This is a genomic window from Streptomyces venezuelae (assembly GCF_008642355.1).
In the GTDB taxonomy this organism is placed as follows: Bacteria; Actinomycetota; Actinomycetes; order Streptomycetales; family Streptomycetaceae; genus Streptomyces; species Streptomyces venezuelae_B.
The window spans coordinates 6,531,649-6,551,955 of record NZ_CP029193.1 but is presented as its reverse complement, the minus strand read 5'-3'; the positions used below and the strand labels follow the sequence as shown (position 1 = coordinate 6,551,955).

The window sequence follows — 20,307 nt, the reverse complement described above, 5'->3', positions numbered from 1 at the left end:
GTCAGGGAGGGAACCGTTTGACGCCCGCACAACTGCTCGACAAAGCCTTGATCGTCAAGGAGTTGCGGCGGCTGGCGGCCCTGCCCGCGCTGGCGCCGCGCTCGGCCGAACTCTCCGTGCTGCACCAGGACCTGGGCGGGTCGAACCAGCTCGACCGGTGGGCGGAGATCGACCTCGTCCAGACCTACGTACGCCCCGAGAGCGTCCGTACGCCGCTCGACCGGACGCCGGGCCGGCACGACCGCCTGCTGGAAGCCGCTCTGGGGGTCCTCGTCTTCATCCCCCTGCTGATCACCTGGTTCGGGTTGCGGGAGGCGGTCCGGGCGTACGGGGAGCTCGCCGACGAGAACCCCGAACAAGCCACGCGGCCCTTCCTGCAGCTCTGGCAGTCGGGCTTCGGCGGGCACCTGTCCTCGCTCGGGCGCTTCGAGAACGTGGCCCTGATGGCGGTCCTCCTGATCGCCCTGCTCGTGGGGCTCTCCGTGTGGCACGCGCGCGTGCGGGTGCGTACGGAGCGGGCCGAGGACGCGCGGGAGGCGGAGCAGGACCGGCTCCTCGCGGAGCTGGCAGCCGTCCTGACGCGCACGCAGATGCTGCTCGCGTCGCACCGCAGCGCGTCGCCGCAGCAGTTCACGGCGGAGCTCACGAAGGCCGCGCTGAAGATGCAGCAGGTGACGACCAAGGCGGAGCGCAGCCACAACGCGCTGACCGGCGCGACGGCGTCCGTGAGCCAGGCCACGGACGCGCTCAAGCAGGCGGCCCTGTCCCTCACGAAGGAGGTGCCGAAGCTCGGCGACGCGGCGGACCGCATCAACACGACGCTGCGCGACGGCACGGCGGAGACCGCCAAGGCGGGCCGCGCCAACGCGCAGGCGGCGCGCGGCATCGTCGACCACGTCAAGACGGTGGGCGACACGGTCGAGGCGTCCCTGAAGGCACTCGTCGCGGCCCAGCAGTCGCTCGTGACGAAGTCCGAGTCGGTGGCGAAGGCGACGGAACTGGCGTCGCAGGCCCTGGTGACGAGCGCCGGCCGCACGGGCGACGCGGTGGACGGCATGCGAGAGGCCACGGAACGCTGGGACGCGGCGGCGGCCCACTGGCAGGACGCGGCGGCCCGCCTGGACGCGCGGCTGGCCACGCTGACGGGGGCGTTGCCGGTGCCGGCCCCGGCCCCGGTGAGCGGGGGCTATGGCGGGGGTCGGGGTTCCGTGAACGGAGCGCACAACAACGGCGGCTCCGCGACCACCGGGCACGACACGGGCAGCGGAACTCCGCACACCGGGTATGACGCAGGCAGCGGCTCCCCGCACACCACCTACGACACAGGCAGCAGCACCCCGCACACCACCTACGACACAGGCAGCAGCACCCCGCACACCACGTACGACACCAACAGCAGCTCCGCAACCACCAGGCACGACACGAGCAGCGGCTCTCCGCGTACCGCGCACGGCACCGGCAGCCGCTCCGTGGCCGAAAGTCGGGCGCCCGGTGAACCGTCCTCCCCCCACACCCGAGCCGCCACACCACCCGAAGCCGCCTCCGCTCCCGCCGGGAGCGCGCCCCTCGATCCGCCCGCCGACGCACCCCACGACGCCCCCCTCGACGCGCCGACCACGCGGTTGCCGCCGCCGCGGCCGCGGAGCGGAGGGGGCGCGTGAGGCGAGGGCGGGACGGGCGGCGGCGCGGTGGCCGGCCCGGGGTCGTCGTGCTCGCGGGGTGGCTCTTCGCCGACCTGCTCCTCGTCCTCGCACTCGTGTCCATGGCCGACCGCCCCGACCCCAAGGCGAACGAGCGGCCCGAGCCCGAGCCGTCGAAGACCGAGACCACCGAGTCCCCCACTCCCACGGCGCCGCGCGCCGTGGACCGGCACCCCCGGGAGTTCGAGGTCGCCGGGCGGAAGAAGGGCGACCTCGTGAAGCAGATCGCGAAGGACACCCGCAAGTGGTCGGGCCGCGAGGCCGCTCTCGTCCTCACCTTCGGCGGGAGTTCGAACGGCACGGTGTACGCGCACCGCGTCAACGAACTCCTCGGCAAGGCCCGTCCGGAGATGTTCACCGAGAAGACGGCGACGGACGACTACCACGCCCTCGGCAAGCGCGCGGAGACCGCCGTGGTCCGCGTCTACTTCTACACGGCGCCGGGCGGCTGAGCCATGGCCGTCCTGCGCCCCGGCGAGCACCCGAAGGCGAGCGGCGCCCGGCCCCCGCTCCCCGCCCTGCCCCGCTGCCCCGGCCTACGGGGATACCTGCAACTCCACCAAGCCATTCGCGAGTTGAGGTTCCGGCACGCCGCCGACGCCCTCCGCGCGCCCGAGCCCGCCCCCGCCCACGACGCCGTCTTCCGCACGCTGCCCAAGGCCACCACGGACGACGGTTTCCGTGTCCTCGACGGGCTCTGGTTCCCGGGGCGCGGCGGCATCTGGCACCGCGTCGACCTGCCGTACGTACGGCGGGCGCGCGGCCGGTGGCTGTCCTCGTCGGATCCGCGCGCCGACTCCGCGGCCGCCGTGGTGGACACCCTGGAGACCCTGGTGCGGGACGACGCGCAGGGGCTGCGGCGGCTCGTCCTGTGGGAGGTGTGCTGCCTGCTGCGGGACGGCGGCGAGCGCCCCGGCGAGTCGGACGCCGTCGCCCTGGGCGTGCACCGGAGCGAGGCGGGGCTGCTCGCCTCCGCCGTCGCGGCCGGATTCCCCGCGACCGGACCCGCCCGGCACGCGGCCGAGACCCTCAACGACGTCTGGCCGGGTGTACGGCTGCGCGAGGCGGAGCGCCTCGCGGCCCGGCTCCCGCGCGCTTCCGAGTACGCCGACGGCCCCGACGACCACCGCCTCACCGCGCTCGTCGACGGCATCCGCGCCCGGTCCGCCGAGGTGCGCCGCCTGACCGCCGACGGCGCCGCCGCGGAGGCCACCGGCGCGTTGCGCACCGCGGCCGGCGCCTGGCTGGGCGCGCTCCGTCTCGCCCGGGACGACCCGGCGGCCCAGACCGGCCTGCTGCGCGTCGCCGCGCTCCTCGCCGACGACCCCCGCACGCCGACGGACGCCGCGGTCACGGCCGTCCCCGACGACCGTGCCGTACGCCTGTCCTGGTGTGCGCCCGCGCGTCCAGCCGGGGTCGCGTACCGCGTCCTGCGCTTCCCCGACGGCGCCCCCGAACTGGCCGTGGAGACCTCGGCGGGCGAACCCCGCCCCGCGTCCGTCGACCCGGATGCTCCCGTCGGCCGGCCCGTGCGGTACGCCGTGGTTCCGCTGCACCAGGGTCCGGGCAGGAACCGGGACCGCATCGCGGGCGTGCCGCGCGTGACCGCTCCGGTGCTGCTCACGCCCGTGGCGACGGAGCTGCGCTGCACCGTCGTGCCGGGCGGACTGCGCCTGCGGTGGCGGCCCGATCCGACGGCGGCCGAGGTGCGGGTGACGCGGTCCGGCACGGGGGCGGACACCGGCGGCTGGGGCGAGTCGTCGCTGGTCCGGATCCCCTGCGAGCACGACCGGGTCCTCGACGCACCGCTCGCCCCGGGGACGTACACGTACGAAGTGCGCTGCGGCTACCGCGATCCGGACGGCGACCTCGTCTGGTCGCGCGGCGTCACCGTCACCGCCCGCGCCGAGCAGTGGCCGTCACCCGTGGAGGAGCTCAGCGTGCGTCGGCACACGGACGGCGAGCGGGTGACGATCGCGTGGCGGCCGCCCGAGCGCGGCGACGGGCTGCTCCTGCCGTGGACGACGGCGCCGGTCGCGCCGGGCACGGACGTGTCCGACGTCGTGGGCGGCGTGGACCGGATCCCCGCGACCGCGGTCGGCGCCGAGTCCCACGCCGAGCTGACGCCGGAACCCGAGCAGCGGATGCGCGTCACCGCGGTGAGCGTGCTCGGCGGGCGGGCCGTGTCCGGGCCGAGCCTCGTCATCGAACACCCGGCAGCCATCAGGGGATTGCGCGTACGCAGAGTCGGTACGGACCGTGCCGAGCTGCGCTTCGACTGGCCCGAGCCCGCGGTCCTGGTGTGCGTGGCGTGGACCGACGGGCGGCGCGGCGGCGAACGGCGCGTCGCCCGCAGCGCGCACCGGGCGGGCCTCCCCGTCGACCTCGCCGTGTCGGCCGACGAGTGCGTCATCACCGTGACGCCCCTCCCCCGCCCCGACGCCGTGTCGATCGACCCGGGCCCGGCCCGCGCGACCCTGTCCGCCGCGCCCCTGCCCCCGCCTCCTCCGGCGCCGCCCCCGCCGTCCCTCTGGGGCACGTGGTGGCGGCGCTGGCGCAGATGGTGGGCTTGAAACGGACTCCGGGGGGCGGAAGCGGGGCGCCGCCCTGTTACTCCTTGACCACCGCTTCCGTCCCGCCGCCGAACTCGATCAACAGCCCCGACCGGAGCGCGATCGTCTTGCCCGGGTCCACGTCCCGTACCGTCCCGTCGTCCTTGCGGGCCGTCCACACCGCCTTGGTGCGGTTGGTGAGGCCGAACCTGCCGCGCTGTTGCGGGTGTTCGGTCACCTCGCCGACCACGGCGGAGAAGTCGTGGCGTTCGGGGTCGTCCCGCAGGTGGTGGGCGTAGACGCGGGCGTTCGGGGCGAGCCGGATGCCGCGCCTGGTGCGCAGTGTCCCCGTGCCGGTGACGAGTTCGAGGCGGGGCGGCAGCGTGAGGACGGTGCGGCACTTCCAGCAGGTGGGAGGCGCGCCGTCGGGCTGTGTGAGGTTCTGCTTGCCGCACGCGCCGCACTGCGTGATGGCGTCGAGGACCTGGCTGAGCGCGTCACGCCACACCGTCTCGCGCACCCGCTGCGTGGAGTCGCGCAGACCCGTGGTGAACGTGTGGACGAACAGGTCGCGGAGGATCTGCGGCAGCGCGCCCCACGTCGCGACGACGGTCGGCTGCTCACCGGGCACCGGGCGGTTGCGGGTGTCGGACGGATCGTAGACGAAGACCGGGTCGGTGCCGTACAGCCTGCGTTTGGCGGCCTCGTCCATGCAGCGGATGTTCAGGGCGAGGGCGCCGTTGAACGGGTGGTCGTTCATCAGGAGCAGGAAGAGCAGCACGGCAAGGGAGTGCAGGTCGGTCTGGGTGCCGGGCTTTTTGTCCTTGTCGCCGCGGACCAGCTCGGGCGCCATGAAGTCCATGGTGCCCGCGACGGCGGCCTCGGCGCCCTCGACGACGGCGTTGTCGTTGTCGCAGATCAGGACGTCGCCGGTGCGCGGGTCGAAGAAGATGTTGCCCCAGTTGATGTCGCGGTAGGCGATGCCGCGGGAGTGCAGGGCGCGGTAGGCCTCGACGGTGTGCAGGGCCACGGTCACGAGGGTCCGCATCGTCGCGGACGCCACGGACGGGTCGCGGCGGAACAGGGCGGGCAGATCGCAAAAGCGTGCGGGGCGTACGTCCATGAGGTAGCCGAAGCCGGGCTGCTTGCCCTCGGGGTCCATCACGATGGAGCGGGGCCACAGGAAGCGGGGGTCGTCCCAGCCTTTGGCGATGAGCCCTTCGAGGATCTCGCGCTGCCGGGCGTCGGCGAGTTGGGGGTAGTACCACTTGACCGCGCGGTCGCCGGTGGGCGTCTGGACGCGGTAGACCTCGCCCTGGCCGCCGGAGCCGAAGAGCTCGGCGACCTTGAGCTTCTCCCCCGACTCGGCCACCAGGGTCTTTCCGGCGGCGAGCATGCCGTTCACCATTCTGTTCCTCTCTGACCTTGCGTCTGCGTCTGTTGCTACTGCTGCTGCGTCTGTACGGGTACCGCTATGGCGCCCACGAGCGTCGTGTCGTCCCCGGAGTACTTGGCGGCCCGTGCCAGCCAGTCCGGCAACTGCGCCTGGACTGCCGCGACGCCCTGTTCCGCGGCACGCTCGCCGAGGCCGGTGGCGAAGTCCAGGAACCCCTGGTGGTCGGCGAAGCTCTTGGAGAGCCCGTCGGTGGACAGCAGGACGCACGGCGGCGCGCCGCCGGTGAACGGCTGCCAGTGCGATCGCATCTTGCGCCAGGGCTCGGGCTCGCAGAGGGAGTCGGTCTCGTCGCCCATGTCGGGCCCGGTGGAGAGCGGGGTGTGCGGGGTGCCGCCGTCGTCGACGAGCACGACGTCGCCGTCCCCCAACTGCCAGCAGAACAGCACGTGTTCGGTCAGGACGGCGCCGATGAGGGTGCTTCCGTAGGCGGCGAGGTCCGGTACGTCCGGGCGGTCGCCGTGTCCCGTGCGGTCGGTGGCGGGCCGCGAAAGTGCGCCGTGCGCGGGCGAGTTGGCGTCGTGGTACAGGGCGCGCTCGTGCCACAGGTGGGCCACCCGCTGCGGCAGGCGGCGTGCCTCCTCGCGCAGGGCGGGCCACCCCGCCGCGTCGTCGCCGACCCGCGCGGCCTCACGTGCGAACGCCGCCGCGCACGCGGTGAACTCCTCCACCGCCCAGTACGCCCCCAGGTCGCTGCGGAAGTGCGCGGCGCTGCCGTGCCCGTCGGCGACCGCGAGGACGACCGCGCGGCCCCCGGCGACGGGCAGGGCGGCGCTGCGGTCCTGGCTGTACTTCTTGGCCACTCCCTTGACGGCGCCGCTGAGCAGCGCCCACGGACCGGCGGGCGCGGCGGGGCGGTCGAGCCCGGTCGTCGTCTGCGGCCCGGTCACCAGATGTCGTCTTCGCCCTTGGTCATCGACGGCACGTCGAGCGGCGTCGCGGGCTTCGCGCCGTCGTCGACCTTCGGCGTGGAGGCGTCCTTGACGACGGCGGTGGACATCCAGCGGATGGCGGCGGCGAGCTGGCGCGGGTTCTTCGCCTGCAGGGGCTCCAGTTCGGGGTTGCCGAGGAACTCCTTGAGCATGCTCTTGTCCGCGTCGTCGCCGATGGCCACCGCGACACGCACGGCACGCTTGCCCCACGGGGTGCCGTCGATGGCGCGCAGTCCGGCCCGCCAGTCGTCGGTGGGCTGCCCGTCGGAGGCGAGGGCGAGGACGGGGGGCAGGGCGCGCTGCGGCATCGGCGGGGTCTGCAGCGCGCCGGCGGCCAGCTTGAACGCGGCGCCCATGTCCGTGCCGCCGTAGATGTGTACGTCCTCCCAGGTGAACCGGTCGACGGGGGTGGGCTCGCCGACGTGCCAGCTCGCGCCGCTGGCGAAGGTGATGGCGCGCACCAGCAGGGACGCGGCGGGGTTGGACTGGGCGGCCTGCTGCATCTCGGGGATGGCCTCACGGATGGCGAAGTTGAGCTCGCCGATCTTGCCGTTGACGCCCATGGAGCCCGAGCAGTCGAGCATCCAGATGAAGTGCACGGGGCGGCTCGCCATACTGCCGCCGGGGAAGTTGTCGACGACGACGGTCTCGCTGGTGTCGCTCACGCTGGTCCTTTCATGGGAAGGGGCTGGGAAGCAGGTTGGAGAACGGGCTGGGAAGCGGGTTGGAGAACGGGCCGCGAAATGGGCTGGGGAGTGGTCATCGGTCAGCTCTGCTCCTGGGCGATCCGGTGCCGCCACGCCGTCCATTCCTGTACGTCCTGGCCCTCCCGTCGGAGGACGGTGGCGACCTGGCCGAGGCGGTGGTCGTCCAGATGTGCGAGGACGGGCGCGAGGACCTGGTCGAGCAGTTCGGCGGCGACGTCCCGCCAGTGGGCGGTGACACCGTGCCGCTTGCGGGGCCGCCACACGTGGTAGTAGGCGGCCAGCTCGGCGGGGCAGCCGGGCAGTTCGCGCTCAAGGCGGTCGCGCGTGCGTTCCTCCAGGAGGTGCGCGCGGTAGGCGCCGAGGAGGTCGGGTCCTGCGGCGACGAGGATCTGCAGGCCGTGGGACTCGCACACGTCGAGCGGGTTGGCACCGGCGAGGGCCCGGCCCACCCGTTCGTCGACGCCCTTGCGCAGGACCATGCCGAGCGGCGACACCTTGCGCCCCAGCTCCTTGAGCCGCGCGACGGAGGCCCGGCTCACGGCGAGGCGCCCGTCGGCGAGGTCCTGGGCAGTGACGAGGAGTTCCGCGGTGTCGCGGTCCTGGGCGCCGAGCTTGGGGTCCTTGCGCATCTCCCGCGCGAAGTCGACGAGTTCGCGGTCGCAGCGGTCGGGCTCCCTGAGCCATCCCGTGACACGGCGGCCGAGGTCGGCCTCGATGATCAGGCGAGGGGTGCAGAGGCGGGCCACGCGGGGCTGTTCGGCGCGGTCGGGCGGGTCGTTGCGCCACACGATGCGCCACAGCAGGTTGAGCGTCCTGACGTCCTCGACCCGTCGGTTGGAGAGGAATCCGGTGAGCCGCTCGAAGAGCTCGACGCCGCGCAGCCGGTCCGGCGGGCCGTGCCACTGCGCGGCGGCCGCGGCGAGGCGGACGGTGAGCGGCGCGTCGTCGATGTTGCGCCGCAGCCAGTCGCCCTGGGGCGAGTCGGCGAGGGCGCGCAGGCGGTCCAGTTTGCGCTCGGTGAAGTCCACGAGGAGGAGCCGGAGCACGCGGCGGGTGAGGGGGGCGTGGTCGAGCGCCGCCAGGACCTGGACGGCCTGCGCGCAGTCGCGCCGCTCCGGGTGCAGCAGGGCGTCGGCGAGGCGTTTCATGGCCTCGTCGAGCCCGGGTCCGCCGTCGGCGCCCACGGCCAGGGCCAGGCGCAGCGGCTCCGTCCAGGTGCCGACGGGGTCGCGGAGCCGGGCGCGCAGGGCGTCGTCGGCGCGGTCGCCGTACTCCTCGCGCAGCTCCCGCCAGGCCTCCTGCCCGAGGGGCAGCCCTTCGAAGGCGGCCAGATCGGGCAGGGTCCCCCGCCCGCGGCACGCGTCGAGCCGGTGCCGGACGAGGGCGAGGGCGAGGGGCCGCGCCGCGAGGGCCTGGTCCCCGTCGAGCCCGCGACAGAGCTGGTCGAGCTCCCCGAGCGTACGGTCGTCGGCTTCGCCTCGGGCCACGGAGTGCGTGAAAGCGTCGAGGACGGCACGCAGGGTGTCACCGCTCAGGCCGACGAGGGGGGCGGGAGCGGAGGGGCCGGGGTGGGCGTGCCGAGGGGCGGTGCGGGCGCCGTCGTCAAGGTGGTCGGCGCGGTGAGCACCGCCGACGCGGTCTGCCCGGCCACCATGACCGGCGCCGTCGGCGCCGCGGGAGCGGTCGCTGTCCGCAGCGCGGTCGGGCTCGTCGAGGTGGTTGGTCTGGTCGATGCGGTCGGCACGACCGGCACTTTCCGTGCGGTCGGCGCGGTCAGCACCGCGGAGGTGCTCGGTGTCCGCAAGGCGGCCGGGCTCGTCGAGGTGGTTGGTCTGGTCGAGGTGGTCGGCACAACCGGCACCGTCCGTACGGTCGGCTCCGTCGACACGGTCGGCACAACCGGCACCGTCGGCACGGTCGGCGTGATCAGCACCGCCAGCGCGGTCCGGCCCTGCGGTCGGGTCAGCGCGGTCCGCCCCGTCGACGCCCTCGGTGACCCCGGCGCCTCCGCCTCCCCGGGACCCCCGCAGCGCCCCTGCCACCAGCGGGATGAGTGCGAAGGGGCCCTCGGGTCCCGTCACCGCCCCGCGCGGGGGACGCGGCGGGTTTCCGGTGAGCCAGCGTTCGGCCGTCAGCCGGGCCCAGGCGTCCGGTTCGGTGGGCGGGCTCTCCGGGCCGCCGCCCGTGCCGTCATGAACCCGGTACAGGTACTCCACCACCGCGTCGTCGGACCGGTCGAACGCCGCGTCCGGCCCGATGCCGATGATCCGCTGTGGGGCGCGGCGCGGATCCGCGGACCGGGTGGTGAACGTCAGCGCGGAAACGTACGCCTCCGGTAGCGAGGCGCAGGCGAGGGCGATCCAGCGGGCCACGGTCCCGGAGTCGTCCTCGACGAGGACGATCTGCCGTCCCGCGGGGTCCTCGAAGAGCCGGCGCACGTCGGCGAGGAAGGGCGCGACACGGTCGGCGCGCTCCCGGGCGAACTCCACGAGGAGCTCGCGGTCGAAATGGGCCTCGGGGACGGGGAGTTCGGACTCGACGAAGCCCGAGCCCAGGGACTCGGCCCGCTCCCCCTCCCACGACGCGGAGCGCCACGTGTCGATGGGCCAGACGGGCCCCGGCCCCGGCGTGTCCGCGCTCAGGTGCAGCGCCTCGACCCGCTGCCCCGGCAGGGCCGCGCACAGGAGCCGGCCGCCGTCCGGGAGCAGGCTGTAGCTGAGTTCGGACCCCGCGTCGTCGGAGTCGGGGGCACCCATGACCCGTGTGACGGCACTCCTCAAACGCCCTTCGTTCTCGCACAGTTGCGAGACGTCCGGGTCCGACGGGACAAGACTGAGGGTTCCGGTGTCCGGCTCCTGGCCGAGCCGGTAGCTGAGGCGACGGATGGCCATGCCACATTCTGACCAACCGCGGCACCGCACCGCAGGCCGTCCGCCAAGTTCACCCCGCACCCCGGCAACACGCCCGGCATCCCCCTCCCCGCTGGTCGAACATGGGAACGGGCGGCGCGCGCACCCTTGCGCGACACCGCGGCCCGGGACACCGTGGTCACGTCCCGCACCGTCCGGTGCCGCCCCGGACCCCGTCGGCGATCGGAGTCGTCGTGAACCCTTTCCCGCTCCCGCACACCCTGCTCGGTGAAGGCCCGCACAAGGTGATCGCGGTCCACGGCTGGTTCGCGGACCGGTCGGCGTACGAGCCGGTGCTCGCGGACCTCGACACCGCCGCGTTCACGTACGCGGTGGTGGACCTGCGCGGGTACGGCGAGGCCAAGGACACGGCCGGCGCGTACACCACCACCGAGGGCGCCGCCGACGTGCTCGACCTGGCGGACCACCTCGGCTGGGAGCGGTTCTCGCTGATCGGGCATTCCATGGGCGGCAGCGTCGCCCAGCGCGTCCTGGCCGTCGCCCCGCACCGGGTGCGCCGCCTGGTCGGCGTGTCGCCCGTACCCGCTTCGGGGCTGCGCCTGCCGCCCGAACAGTGGGAGTTGTTCGCCTCCGCCGCACAGGATCCGGAGAGCCGCCGCACCATCATCGACATCACCACGGGTGGCGTACGTCCACAGGCCTGGCTCGACCGGATGGTCCGCCGCTCGCTCGCGGTCAGCGACGCGAAGGCCTTCCGTGCCTGGCTGGACTCCTGGGCGGGCGACGACTTCCACACCGAGGTCGAGGGTTCGCCCGTGGCGGCGCTCGCGGTCACCGGGGCGCTCGACCCCGCGCTCTCCGCGGACCTGATGCGCCGCACCTGGCTGCGCTCGTACCCGCAGGGCGAGCTGGCGGAGCTGCCGGGGGCGGGTCACTACGCGATGGACGAGGTGCCCCTTGAACTGATCCGCACGGTCGAGGACTTCCTGCGCGCGGAGGGCGACGCGAGCGAGGGCGGGGAGGGGTTCACCGGCGAGAACGACGTCACGGACGGGGCCGGGGGCGAGGAGGGAGACGGCGGCAGAGATGGAGACGGGGTGAGGGACGGAGACGGCGCCGCGTGAGTCGGCGCGACGCACAGCACCGGACGCCCCCACCGCCCGCCCCCCGCCTCCCCGAAACCCCCGGCACCCCCCAGCCCCCCGGCGCCCCCGGCATGACCAGCACCCGCGCCACCCCCGCCACTCCCCACACCCCTGACACCCCCGACGTCCCAGACGTCCCCGACATCTTCGACCCCCGCCTATACGCCTCCGGCATCCCCCACGCCCGCTACCGCATCCTGCGCGACCACCACCCCGTCGCCTGGCAGGACGAGTCCGCGGTGCTCGGCTGGCCCGCGGGCCCCGGCTTCTGGGCGGTCACCCGGCACGCGGACGTCGTACGCGTACTCAAGGACGCGGCGACGTACTCCTCGTACCTGGGCGCCACCCAGATCCGCGATCCCGCCCCGGACGACCTGCCGTTCATCCGGCGCATGATGCTCAACCAGGACCCCGCAACCGCCGCCGCAACCACCGCCGCGTCCACGGCCGGGGGCGGCGACCACGGGAGGCTGCGCAGACTGGTCAGCCGCGCGTTCACCCCGCGGCTCGTCGAGCGCTTCGAGGCCAGGGTGCGCGACCGGGCCCGTACGCTCCTCGCCTCCGCCCTGGAGCAGGCCCGCACCGGTGACGGCACCTTCGACGTCGTCACCGCCGTCACCGACGACTACGCCCTGCTCAACCTCGCCGACCTGTTGGGCGTCCCGCCCGCCGACCGCGGCCTGCTCCTGCACTGGACACAGCGCGTCATCGGCTACCAGGACCCGGACGAGGCACCCCCGCCCGTCCTCGGCCCCGACGGCGAGCCGGTCAACCCGCGCTCCCCCGCGATGCTGGCCGACATGTTCGCGTACGCGCGCACGCTGGCCGCGCACAAACGCGACCACCCCGGCGACGACATCCTCACGATCCTCGCCCGTGACCCCGAACTCACCGCGCCCGAAATGGAGATGTTCTTCTTCCTCCTCACCGTCGCGGGCAACGACACCGTGCGCAGCGCCGCTCCCGGCGGGCTCCTCGCGCTCGCGGAGAACCCCGGCGAGTACGAGCGGCTGCGCGCCGGGCGAGTCGATGCCGGCACCGCCGTCGACGAACTCCTGCGCCGCCACCCGCCGGTGCTCAGTTTCCGGCGCACGGCGGTCCGCGACACGGTGCTGGCAGGGACCCGCGTCGCGGCCGGGGACAAGGTCGTCGTGTTCCACGCGTCCGCCCACCACGACGAGCGCGTGTTCACCGACCCGCACCGCCTCGACCTGTCCCGCTCGCCCAACCCCCACGTGGCGTTCGGCGAAGGACCGCACGTCTGCCTCGGCGCGCACTTCGCACGGCTCCAACTGCGCGTGTTCCACGAGGAGGTGGCGCGCGCCCTGCCCGCCCTGCGCCTCGCCGCTCCGCCGCGCCGTCTGGTCTCTCACTTCATCAACGGCCTGAAGTCGGTGCGGGTCGAGGTGCCCGCGTAGGGTGCAAGATCGCCAGGACCGGCGCAGCGCCCGAGCGGAGAGACACACCCATGCACGACCCGACGCACGGCCCCATGCTCGACGGACACGCCGCCCCCGGTGGCGCGTACGGCATGGGGGCCGAGCTCCACGACGAGGTCTTCCCCGACTTCCCGGCCCCGGCGGACGGCAGTCCCTGGCAGGCGCCCGCCGACCTGGAGGCGCACCTGTACGAGCTGTGCCGGGAGAACGACGCGTACGGCTATCTGCGGGCGATAGCCGTCGAGGGGCTCTACCGCCCGGTGTCCGTCACGGAGACGGAACGCGACGCCACCGAGAGCGAGTTGCTCACCGTCGACCTGCCGGACGGCAGGAAGGTCGCGCAGGTCTACACGGCGGGCGTGCTGCCCCGCCCGCACCCGGCAGTCGTCTACGAGTACGTCACGCTGGACTCGCTCGCCCAGGGCTGCCCCGACGACGTCGACCTGCTCGTGGTGAACGCCGCGACACCGTGCCGGCAGTTCTTCCTGACCACCGACGACGAGCGCGAGGTCTGGGCGGACCTGCACGACACGTACCACCGCGCCGACGGCCTGGGGAACCGCATCGACACGCGCCGCACGGGCGCGCCCGAGACGGGCAGTCCCCTCCTGCACGGCCTGGCATGCGGCGCGCACCTGTGCTTCACCAACGGCGACGCCTGGAACACCGTCGACTGGCACGGCGCAGGCCACCACAACGAGATCGGCCGCCTGGAGGAGTGGTGGGGCGTGCACGACCGCGACGACTGGCTGTCCCTCCAGGAGCGGCTGCTCACCCGTGACGTCAGCCCCTGGTACTGGGACTTCGTCCTGGACGCCCGTACGGCCCCGGCCCGGCGGCACGGTCCCCGCGTCGACCCGGAGCTCTGGCGCGACCGGGTCGAGGCGGCGCTGCGGCACCGCGTGGCGGAGACCGGCGGCCCCGGCGAGCCGCACCGCCCCGGCGAGGACCCCGAACTCGACCAGTTCGTGACGCACCTGCGCGGCCTGGTCGGCAAGGTGCTGCGCTACGAGGCGCGGTTCCGCGCCGACGAGCTCCTGCCGCCCGACGGGCACGTGGGCACGGTCGCGGCGTGGGACATCGGGCGCGCGTCGAAGATGGCCCGCTGGGGCAGGGGCGCGCGGTACGCCACGCACGCGGAAATGACCAAGGCCCTGGAACGCGCCTCCGAGGCCGCCCGTGCCACGTACACCTCCTGGGAGACGTTCTCGGCGGGCTACGTCCTCGGTCGCTGCCTGCACTTCGACGAGGAGTCGTTCGGCTCCTGGTACACGGACGTGCTGCGCGCGCACCGGGCCCTGACCACGGACCCGGACAGCCCTTGGCTGACGGTGCCGTTCCCGTAGGGCCGACCCCTCCCGTCGATCATCACGATCAGATCTCACTCCCGCGTCCGGCGGCGTCCACCTCTTGCCAGCCTCCCGTGTAATCGTTTCCAATCCTCCGTGTAATCGATTCCACAAGGAGGTGGACCGACGATGACCCCGAGCTCGGTGGGCATCAAGGACGTCGCGGCCGAGGCCGGCGTGTCCGTCGCCACCGTGTCGCGCGTGCTGAACGGGCACCCCTCCGTCAGCCCCGCGTCCCGCACCCGGGTCCTCGCCGCCGTCGAGGCACTCGGTTACCGCCCCAACGCCGTCGCGCGCTCCCTGCGCACCGACCAGACCCGCACGCTGGGCCTGGTCATCAGCGACGTCCTGAACCCGTACTTCACGGAGCTGGCCCGGTCCGTCGAGGAGGCCGCCCGCGCGCTCGGCTACAGCGTGATCATCGGCAACGCCGACGAACGCCCCGAGCTGCAGGATCACCACGTACGGACCCTGCTCGACCGGCGGATCGACGGACTGCTCGTCTCCCCCACCGACGGCGGATCCCCGCTGATGCTCGACGCCGTGCGCGCCGGCACCCCGATGGTGTTCGTGGACCGGTGGATCCCGGGTGTGGACGTCCCCGTCGTCCGCTCCGACGGGCGGCAGGCCGTCCGCGACCTCGTCGCCCACCTGCACGGACTCGGCCACCGCAGGCTCGCCATCATCGCGGGCCCGGCCGCCACGACGACCGGCAGCGAGCGCGTCGAGGCGTTCCGCGACGCCCTGCGCGCACACGGCATCGCCCTGCCCGACGCCTACATCGGCCAGGGCGACTTCCAGGCGGACAGCGGCCGCCGCGCCACCGAACGCTTCCTCGCCCTGCCCGAGCCGCCCGAGGTCGTCTTCGCCGCCGACAACCTGATGGCCCTCGGCGCCCTCGACGCCCTGCGCGCCCACGGCCTGCGCGTCCCCGACGACATCGGGCTCGCCGCGTTCGACGACATCCCCTGGTTCGTGCACACCGACCCGCCGGTCACCGCGATCGCGCAGCCCACCGCCGACCTCGGCCGGGCCGCCGTCCACGCGCTGATCGACCGGATCGAGGGCAGGAGCCCGCGGTCCGTGACCCTGCCCGCCCGCCTCGTCGTCCGCCGCTCCTGCGGCGAGAACCTCCCCGGACGCGACGAGGACACCTCGGCACGAAGGAGCAACCCGTGAGCAACCAGGACGAGTTGCTGCGCATCGAGTCGATACGCAAGACGTTCCCCGGCGTCGTCGCGCTCGACTCCGTCGACTTCGACCTGCGCCGCGGCGAGGTGCACGTCCTGCTCGGCGAGAACGGCGCGGGCAAGAGCACCCTCATCAAGATGCTCTCCGGCGCCTACCGCCCCGACAGCGGGCGGATCTTCGCCGAGGGGCGCGAGGTCCGCATCAACGGCGCGCAGGACGCCGAGCGGCTCGGCATCGCCACGATCTACCAGGAGTTCAATCTCGTCCCCGACCTGACCGTCGCCGAGAACATCTTCCTGGGACGGCAGCCGCGCCGCTTCGGCCTGGTCGACCGGAGGAAGATGGAGGCCGACGCGGAGGAGCTGCTCCAGCGGGTCGGCGTCAGCGTCTCGCCGCGCGCGAAGGTGCGCGAACTGGGCATCGCCCGGCTGCAGATGGTCGAGATCGCCAAGGCGCTGAGCCTGGACGCGCGGGTGCTCATCATGGATGAGCCGACCGCCGTCCTCACCTCCGAGGAGGTCGACAGGCTCTTCGCCATCGTGCGCACCCTGCGCGAGGACGGCGTCGGCATCGTCTTCATCACCCACCACCTGGAGGAGATCGCCGCACTCGGCGACCGCGTCACCGTCCTGCGCGACGGCCGCAGCGTCGACCAGGTGCCCGCCTCGACCGACGAGGACGAGCTCGTACGCCTCATGGTGGGCCGCAGCATCGAGCAGCAGTACCCGCGCGAACGCCCCGACCCCGACACCGGTCCGCCACTGCTCCGCGTCGAGGGGCTGACCCGTGACGGCGTCTTCCACGACGTCAGCTTCGAGGTGCGGGCCGGCGAGGTCGTCGGTCTCGCGGGACTGGTCGGTGCGGGCCGCACCGAGGTGGCGCGCGCGGTCTTCGGCGCCGATCCGTACGACGGCGGTTCCGTCGACGTACGCGGGGAGCGGCTGCCCCGGCACGACGTGAACGCGGCGATGGGCGCCGGCATCGGCCTGGTCCCCGAGGACCGCAAGGGGCAGGGGCTCGTCCTCGACGCCTCCGTGCGGGAGAACCTCGGCCTGGTGACGCTGCGTTCGGCGACGCGTGCCGGGCTCGTGGACCTCAAGGGGCAGGAGCGGGCGGCCGCGCGGATCGCCGAGCAGCTGGGGGTGCGCATGGCCGGGCTCGGCCAGCACGTCCGCACGCTGTCCGGCGGCAACCAGCAGAAGGTCGTCATCGGCAAGTGGCTGCTCGCCGACATCCGGGTCCTCATCCTCGACGAGCCGACGCGCGGCATCGACGTGGGCGCGAAGGTCGAGATCTACCAGCTCATCAACGAGCTGACGGCCTCCGGGCACGCGGTCCTGATGATCTCCAGCGATCTGCCCGAGGTGCTCGGCATGAGCGACCGGGTCCTCGTCATGGCGCAGGGCCGGATCGCCGGTGAGCTGACGGCCGATGAGGCCACGCAGGACGCGGTGATGGCGCTCGCCGTCAGCACGGCGGCACCGCATCGAGACGCAGCGCACGACGAAGCAGCAGCACGGAACAAGGAAGAAGCGGAGGGCTCCCGTGGCCACTGAAACCCTGAAGCGCGACGCGGGTGGCACGGCCTCGCTCCGCCGCGTCCTGCTCGACAACGGCGCGCTGAGCGCCCTGATCGTCCTCGTCGTGGCGATGTCGCTGCTCTCCGGCGACTTCCTCACCACGCAGAACCTGCTGAACGTCGGCGTGCAGGCCGCGGTCACCGCGATCCTCGCGTTCGGTGTCACCTTCGTGATCGTGTCGGCGGGCATCGACCTGTCGGTCGGCTCGGTGGCCGCGCTGTCGGCCACCGTCCTCGCCTGGACGGCGACCTCGCAGGGCCTGCCGGTGTGGCTGGCGGTCGTCCTCGCCGTCGCCACCGGCATAGCCTGCGGGTTCGTGAACGGCCTGCTCGTGTCGTACGGGAAACTCCCGCCGTTCATCGCGACGCTCGCGATGCTGTCGGTGGCCCGCGGCCTGTCCCTGGTGATCTCGCAGGGCAGCCCCATCGCGTTCCCCGACTCGGTCTCGCACCTGGGCGACACCATCGGTGGCCGGCTGCCCGTCCCGGTGATCGTGATGGTCGCGATGGGGCTCGTCACGGCGCTGGTCCTCGGGCGCACGTTCATCGGGCGCTCCATGTACGCGATCGGCGGCAACGAAGAGGCGGCCCGCCTCTCCGGCCTGCGCGTCAAGCGGCAGAAGCTCGTCATCTACGCGCTCTCCGGCCTCTTCGCGGCCGTCGCGGGCATCGTCCTCGCGTCCCGTCTCGTCTCCGCGCAGCCGCAGGCCGCGCAGGGCTACGAGCTCGACGCCATCGCCGCGGTCGTCATCGGCGGCGCGAGCCTCGCGGGCGGCGTCGGCAAGGCGTCCGGCACGCTCATCGGCGCGCTGATCCTCGCGGTGCTGCGCAACGGCCTCAACCTCCTCTCCGTGTCCGCCTTCTGGCAGCAGGTCGTGATCGGTGTCGTCATCGCGCTCGCGGTCCTCCTCGACACGCTGCGGCGGCGGGCCGGTGCGACACCGGGGGCCTCCTCGGGTGCCTCCGGAGGGATACGCGGCAAGGGGCCGCAAGCGGTGAAGTACGCGGTCGCCGCCGTGGTCGTCGCGGCCGTCGTCGGCGCCGTCTCCTTCTTCAACTCCGGCTCGTCCGGCACCAGCACGAAGATCGGCATGTCGCTCTCCACCCTCAACAACCCCTTCTTCGTGCAGATGAAGGAGGGCGCGCAGGCCGAGGCCGACAAGGCGGGCATCGACCTGACGGTCACCGACGCGCAGAACGACGCCTCGCAGCAGTCGAACCAGCTGCAGAACTTCACCGGCGAGGGCGTGAAGTCGATCATCGTCAACCCGGTGGACTCCGACGCGGCGGGCCCCGCCGTGCGGGGCGCCAACAAGCAGGACATCCCGGTGGTGGCGGCCGACCGCGGCGTGAACAAGGCGGAGACCGCGACGCTCGTCGCCTCCGACAACGTCGCGGGCGGCAGGCTGGCGGCGAAGACGCTCGCCGAGAAGCTGGGCGGCAAGGGCAAGGTCGTCGTCCTCCAGGGCACGCCCGGCACCTCTGCGAGCCGCGAGCGCGGGCAGGGCTTCGCCGAGGGCATCAAGGCGTACCCCGGCATCGACGTCGTCGCCGAGCAGCCCGCGGACTTCGACCGCACCAAGGGTCTGGACGTCATGACGAACCTCTTGCAGTCCAACAAGGGCGTCACCGGTGTCTTCGCCGAGAACGACGAGATGGCGCTCGGCGCGGTCAAGGCGCTCGGCGACAAGGCGGGCAGGTCCGTCCCCGTCGTCGGCTTCGACGGCACCCCGGACGGGCTCAAGGCGGTCGAGGCGGGCACGCTGTACGCGTCCGTGGCGCAGCAGCCCAAGGAGCTCGGGAAGATCGCCGTGCGCAACGCGGTGCGGGCCTCGCAGGGCAAGAAGGTGCAGGAGATGGTGAAGGTGCCGGTGAAGGTCGTCATGTCGAGGAACGTGAAGGACTTCTCCTGACCGACGGCCGCCGACCACGTATTTGCGGCCGCACCGAGTACCGTCACATCGGCACCTCATCGTACGAAAGCAGGAACAAGCACCCATGAACGACGACTACGAGCTGCTGGTCGTGGGCTCCGCCAACGCCGATCTGGTGATCGGCGTGGAGCGCCGCCCCGCGCCCGGCGAGACGGTCCTCGGCTCCGACCTGGCCGTCCACCCCGGCGGCAAGGGCGGCAACCAGGCGGTCGCCGCGGCCCGCCTCGGCGCCCGCACCGCGCTCCTCGCCCGGGTCGGCGACGACGCCCACGGCACGCTCCTCCTGGACGCGCAGCGGGCGGCCGGCGTGGACACCGTCGGCGTCCTGGTGGGCGGCGCGCCCACCGGCGTCGCGCTGATCACGGTCGACCCGTCGGGCGACAACAGCATCGTGGTCTCCCCCGGCGCCAACGGGCGCCTCACCCCCGAGGACATCCGCGCGGCGGGCGGCCTGGTGTCGGCGGCGCGGGTGGTCTCCAGCCAGCTGGAGATCCCGCTGGAGACGGTCGCCGAGGTGGTCCGCGCCCTGCGTCCCGGTTCCCGTTTCGTCCTCAACCCGTCGCCGCCCGCCCCGCTGCCCGACGAGGTCCTCGCGGCCTGTGACCCGCTGGTGGTGAACGAGCACGAGGCCCGCGTCATCCTCGGCGACGACGCCGGTGACTCCCCCGAGGAGTGGGCGCGCGGACTGCTCGCGCTCGGCCCGCGTTCGGTGGTGATCACGCTGGGCGCCGAGGGCGCGCTCACCGCGGCGGGCCCGGACGGGAGCCCCGTACGGGTGCCGAGCCCGAAGGTCGACGCGGTGGACACGACCGGCGCGGGCGACGCCTTCACCGCGGCGCTCGGCTGGCGTCTGGGCCTCGGCGAGGACCTGCCGACGGCGGCCGCGTACGCGGTGCGGGTGGGTTCGGCCGCGGTCACCCGCAAGGGCGCGCAGGACTCCTACCCGACGGCGGCGGAGCTCGCCGAGACCGTCCCGGAGGAGGAGGTCCCGTCTCCGTGAAGAGGTCGGGCATCCTGAACCGTCATCTCGCGGGCGCGCTGGCCGAGTTGGGCCACGGCGACACCGTGCTCGTCTGCGACGCGGGCATGCCGGTCCCGGTGGGCCCGCGCGTGGTGGACCTGGCGTTCCGTGCCGGGGTCCCGTCCTTCGCGGAGGTCCTCGACGGGCTCCTCGACGAGCTGGTGGTGGAGGGCGGGACGGCGGCGGAGGAGGTGCGCGAGGCGAACGCGGAAACGGACCGGCTCCTGCACGACAGCCTCCCTTCCCTCGCGCTCGTCCCGCACGAGGAGCTCAAGGGGCTCTCGGCGGGCGCCCGCCTCGTGGTGCGGACCGGCGAGGCGCGGCCGTACGCGAACGTGCTGCTGAGGTGCGGTGTCTTCTTCTGACGACCGCCGACGGAACCGTACAGCCGGAGAGGTGTCCGGTATACGGACGTGGCTGACCGTCATGTGACCG

15 protein-coding genes are annotated in these 20,307 nt (G+C 73.5%); 11 read left to right on the top strand and 4 right to left on the bottom strand.

Annotated elements, in window-relative coordinates:
• The first annotated feature begins 17 nt into the window (after positions 1 to 17).
• The 3 genes from DEJ47_RS30040 to DEJ47_RS30030 are packed head-to-tail and all read left to right on the top strand — an operon-like array spanning position 18 to position 4,273.
• Positions 18 to 1,661, top strand: a complete 1,644-nt coding sequence (locus DEJ47_RS30040) for a hypothetical protein (protein ID WP_150173486.1) — start codon at positions 18 to 20, stop codon at positions 1,659 to 1,661.
• Positions 1,658 to 2,152, top strand: a complete 495-nt coding sequence (locus DEJ47_RS30035) for a hypothetical protein (protein ID WP_223828549.1) — start codon at positions 1,658 to 1,660, stop codon at positions 2,150 to 2,152. The genes DEJ47_RS30040 and DEJ47_RS30035 overlap by 4 nt, the downstream gene beginning before the upstream one ends.
• 3 nt (positions 2,153 to 2,155) lie before the next feature.
• Complete coding sequence (locus DEJ47_RS30030) at positions 2,156 to 4,273, top strand: hypothetical protein (RefSeq protein ID WP_150173485.1); 2,118 nt, start codon at positions 2,156 to 2,158, stop codon at positions 4,271 to 4,273.
• Positions 4,274 to 4,310: 37 nt separating this feature from the next.
• Here the strand turns inward: DEJ47_RS30030 and DEJ47_RS30025 are convergent, their stop codons facing one another.
• The 4 genes from DEJ47_RS30025 to DEJ47_RS36645 form a co-directional block, all read right to left on the bottom strand.
• Positions 4,311 to 5,657: a serine/threonine protein kinase gene (locus tag DEJ47_RS30025; RefSeq protein ID WP_150175947.1), complete on the bottom strand. Its 1,347-nt coding sequence runs from the start codon at positions 5,655 to 5,657 to the stop codon at positions 4,311 to 4,313.
• A 38-nt stretch (positions 5,658 to 5,695) separates the two neighbouring features.
• Entirely contained in the window at positions 5,696 to 6,595 is a 900-nt protein-coding gene (locus tag DEJ47_RS30020) for a protein phosphatase 2C domain-containing protein (protein ID WP_161235469.1), read from the bottom strand.
• A complete protein-coding gene (locus DEJ47_RS30015) occupies positions 6,592 to 7,251 on the bottom strand; it encodes a vWA domain-containing protein (protein WP_150175946.1) in 660 nt (219 codons plus the stop codon). Before DEJ47_RS30015 ends, DEJ47_RS30020 begins: the two co-directional genes overlap by 4 nt.
• 152 nt (positions 7,252 to 7,403) lie before the next feature.
• Positions 7,404 to 10,235: a GTPase-associated protein 1-related protein gene (locus tag DEJ47_RS36645; RefSeq protein ID WP_190415636.1), complete on the bottom strand. Its 2,832-nt coding sequence runs from the start codon at positions 10,233 to 10,235 to the stop codon at positions 7,404 to 7,406.
• Between the two features lie 212 nt (positions 10,236 to 10,447).
• Between DEJ47_RS36645 and DEJ47_RS30010 the strand changes: the two genes are divergently transcribed.
• The 8 genes from DEJ47_RS30010 (at position 10,448) to rbsD (ending at position 20,237) form a co-directional block, all read left to right on the top strand.
• Positions 10,448 to 11,338 (top strand): alpha/beta fold hydrolase, encoded by an 891-nt coding sequence (locus DEJ47_RS30010; protein ID WP_150173481.1) that lies wholly within the window; start codon positions 10,448 to 10,450, stop codon positions 11,336 to 11,338.
• 92 nt (positions 11,339 to 11,430) lie between these two features.
• The gene (locus DEJ47_RS30005) at positions 11,431 to 12,777 is read left to right on the top strand and encodes a cytochrome P450 (protein WP_150173479.1); all 1,347 of its coding nucleotides are present in this window, start codon (positions 11,431 to 11,433) and stop codon (positions 12,775 to 12,777) included.
• Between the two features lie 50 nt (positions 12,778 to 12,827).
• Entirely contained in the window at positions 12,828 to 14,144 is a 1,317-nt protein-coding gene (locus tag DEJ47_RS30000) for a DUF1266 domain-containing protein (RefSeq protein WP_223828548.1), read from the top strand.
• Positions 14,145 to 14,276: 132 nt separating this feature from the next.
• Positions 14,277 to 15,326 carry a LacI family DNA-binding transcriptional regulator gene (locus DEJ47_RS29995; protein ID WP_150173477.1) on the top strand — a complete coding sequence of 350 codons (1,050 nt, stop codon included), beginning with the start codon at positions 14,277 to 14,279 and terminating at the stop codon, positions 15,324 to 15,326.
• Complete coding sequence (locus DEJ47_RS29990; RefSeq protein WP_150173475.1) at positions 15,323 to 16,894, top strand: sugar ABC transporter ATP-binding protein; 1,572 nt, start codon at positions 15,323 to 15,325, stop codon at positions 16,892 to 16,894. The genes DEJ47_RS29995 and DEJ47_RS29990 overlap by 4 nt, the downstream gene beginning before the upstream one ends.
• Positions 16,884 to 18,830 carry a substrate-binding domain-containing protein gene (locus DEJ47_RS29985; RefSeq protein WP_150173473.1) on the top strand — a complete coding sequence of 649 codons (1,947 nt, stop codon included), beginning with the start codon at positions 16,884 to 16,886 and terminating at the stop codon, positions 18,828 to 18,830. The genes DEJ47_RS29990 and DEJ47_RS29985 overlap by 11 nt, the downstream gene beginning before the upstream one ends.
• A gap of 85 nt (positions 18,831 to 18,915) precedes the next feature.
• A complete protein-coding gene (locus DEJ47_RS29980; protein ID WP_150173471.1) occupies positions 18,916 to 19,851 on the top strand; it encodes a ribokinase in 936 nt (311 codons plus the stop codon).
• Positions 19,848 to 20,237: a D-ribose pyranase gene (rbsD, locus tag DEJ47_RS29975; RefSeq protein WP_150173469.1), complete on the top strand. Its 390-nt coding sequence runs from the start codon at positions 19,848 to 19,850 to the stop codon at positions 20,235 to 20,237. Before DEJ47_RS29980 ends, rbsD begins: the two co-directional genes overlap by 4 nt.
• Positions 20,238 to 20,307: the final 70 nt, after the last annotated feature.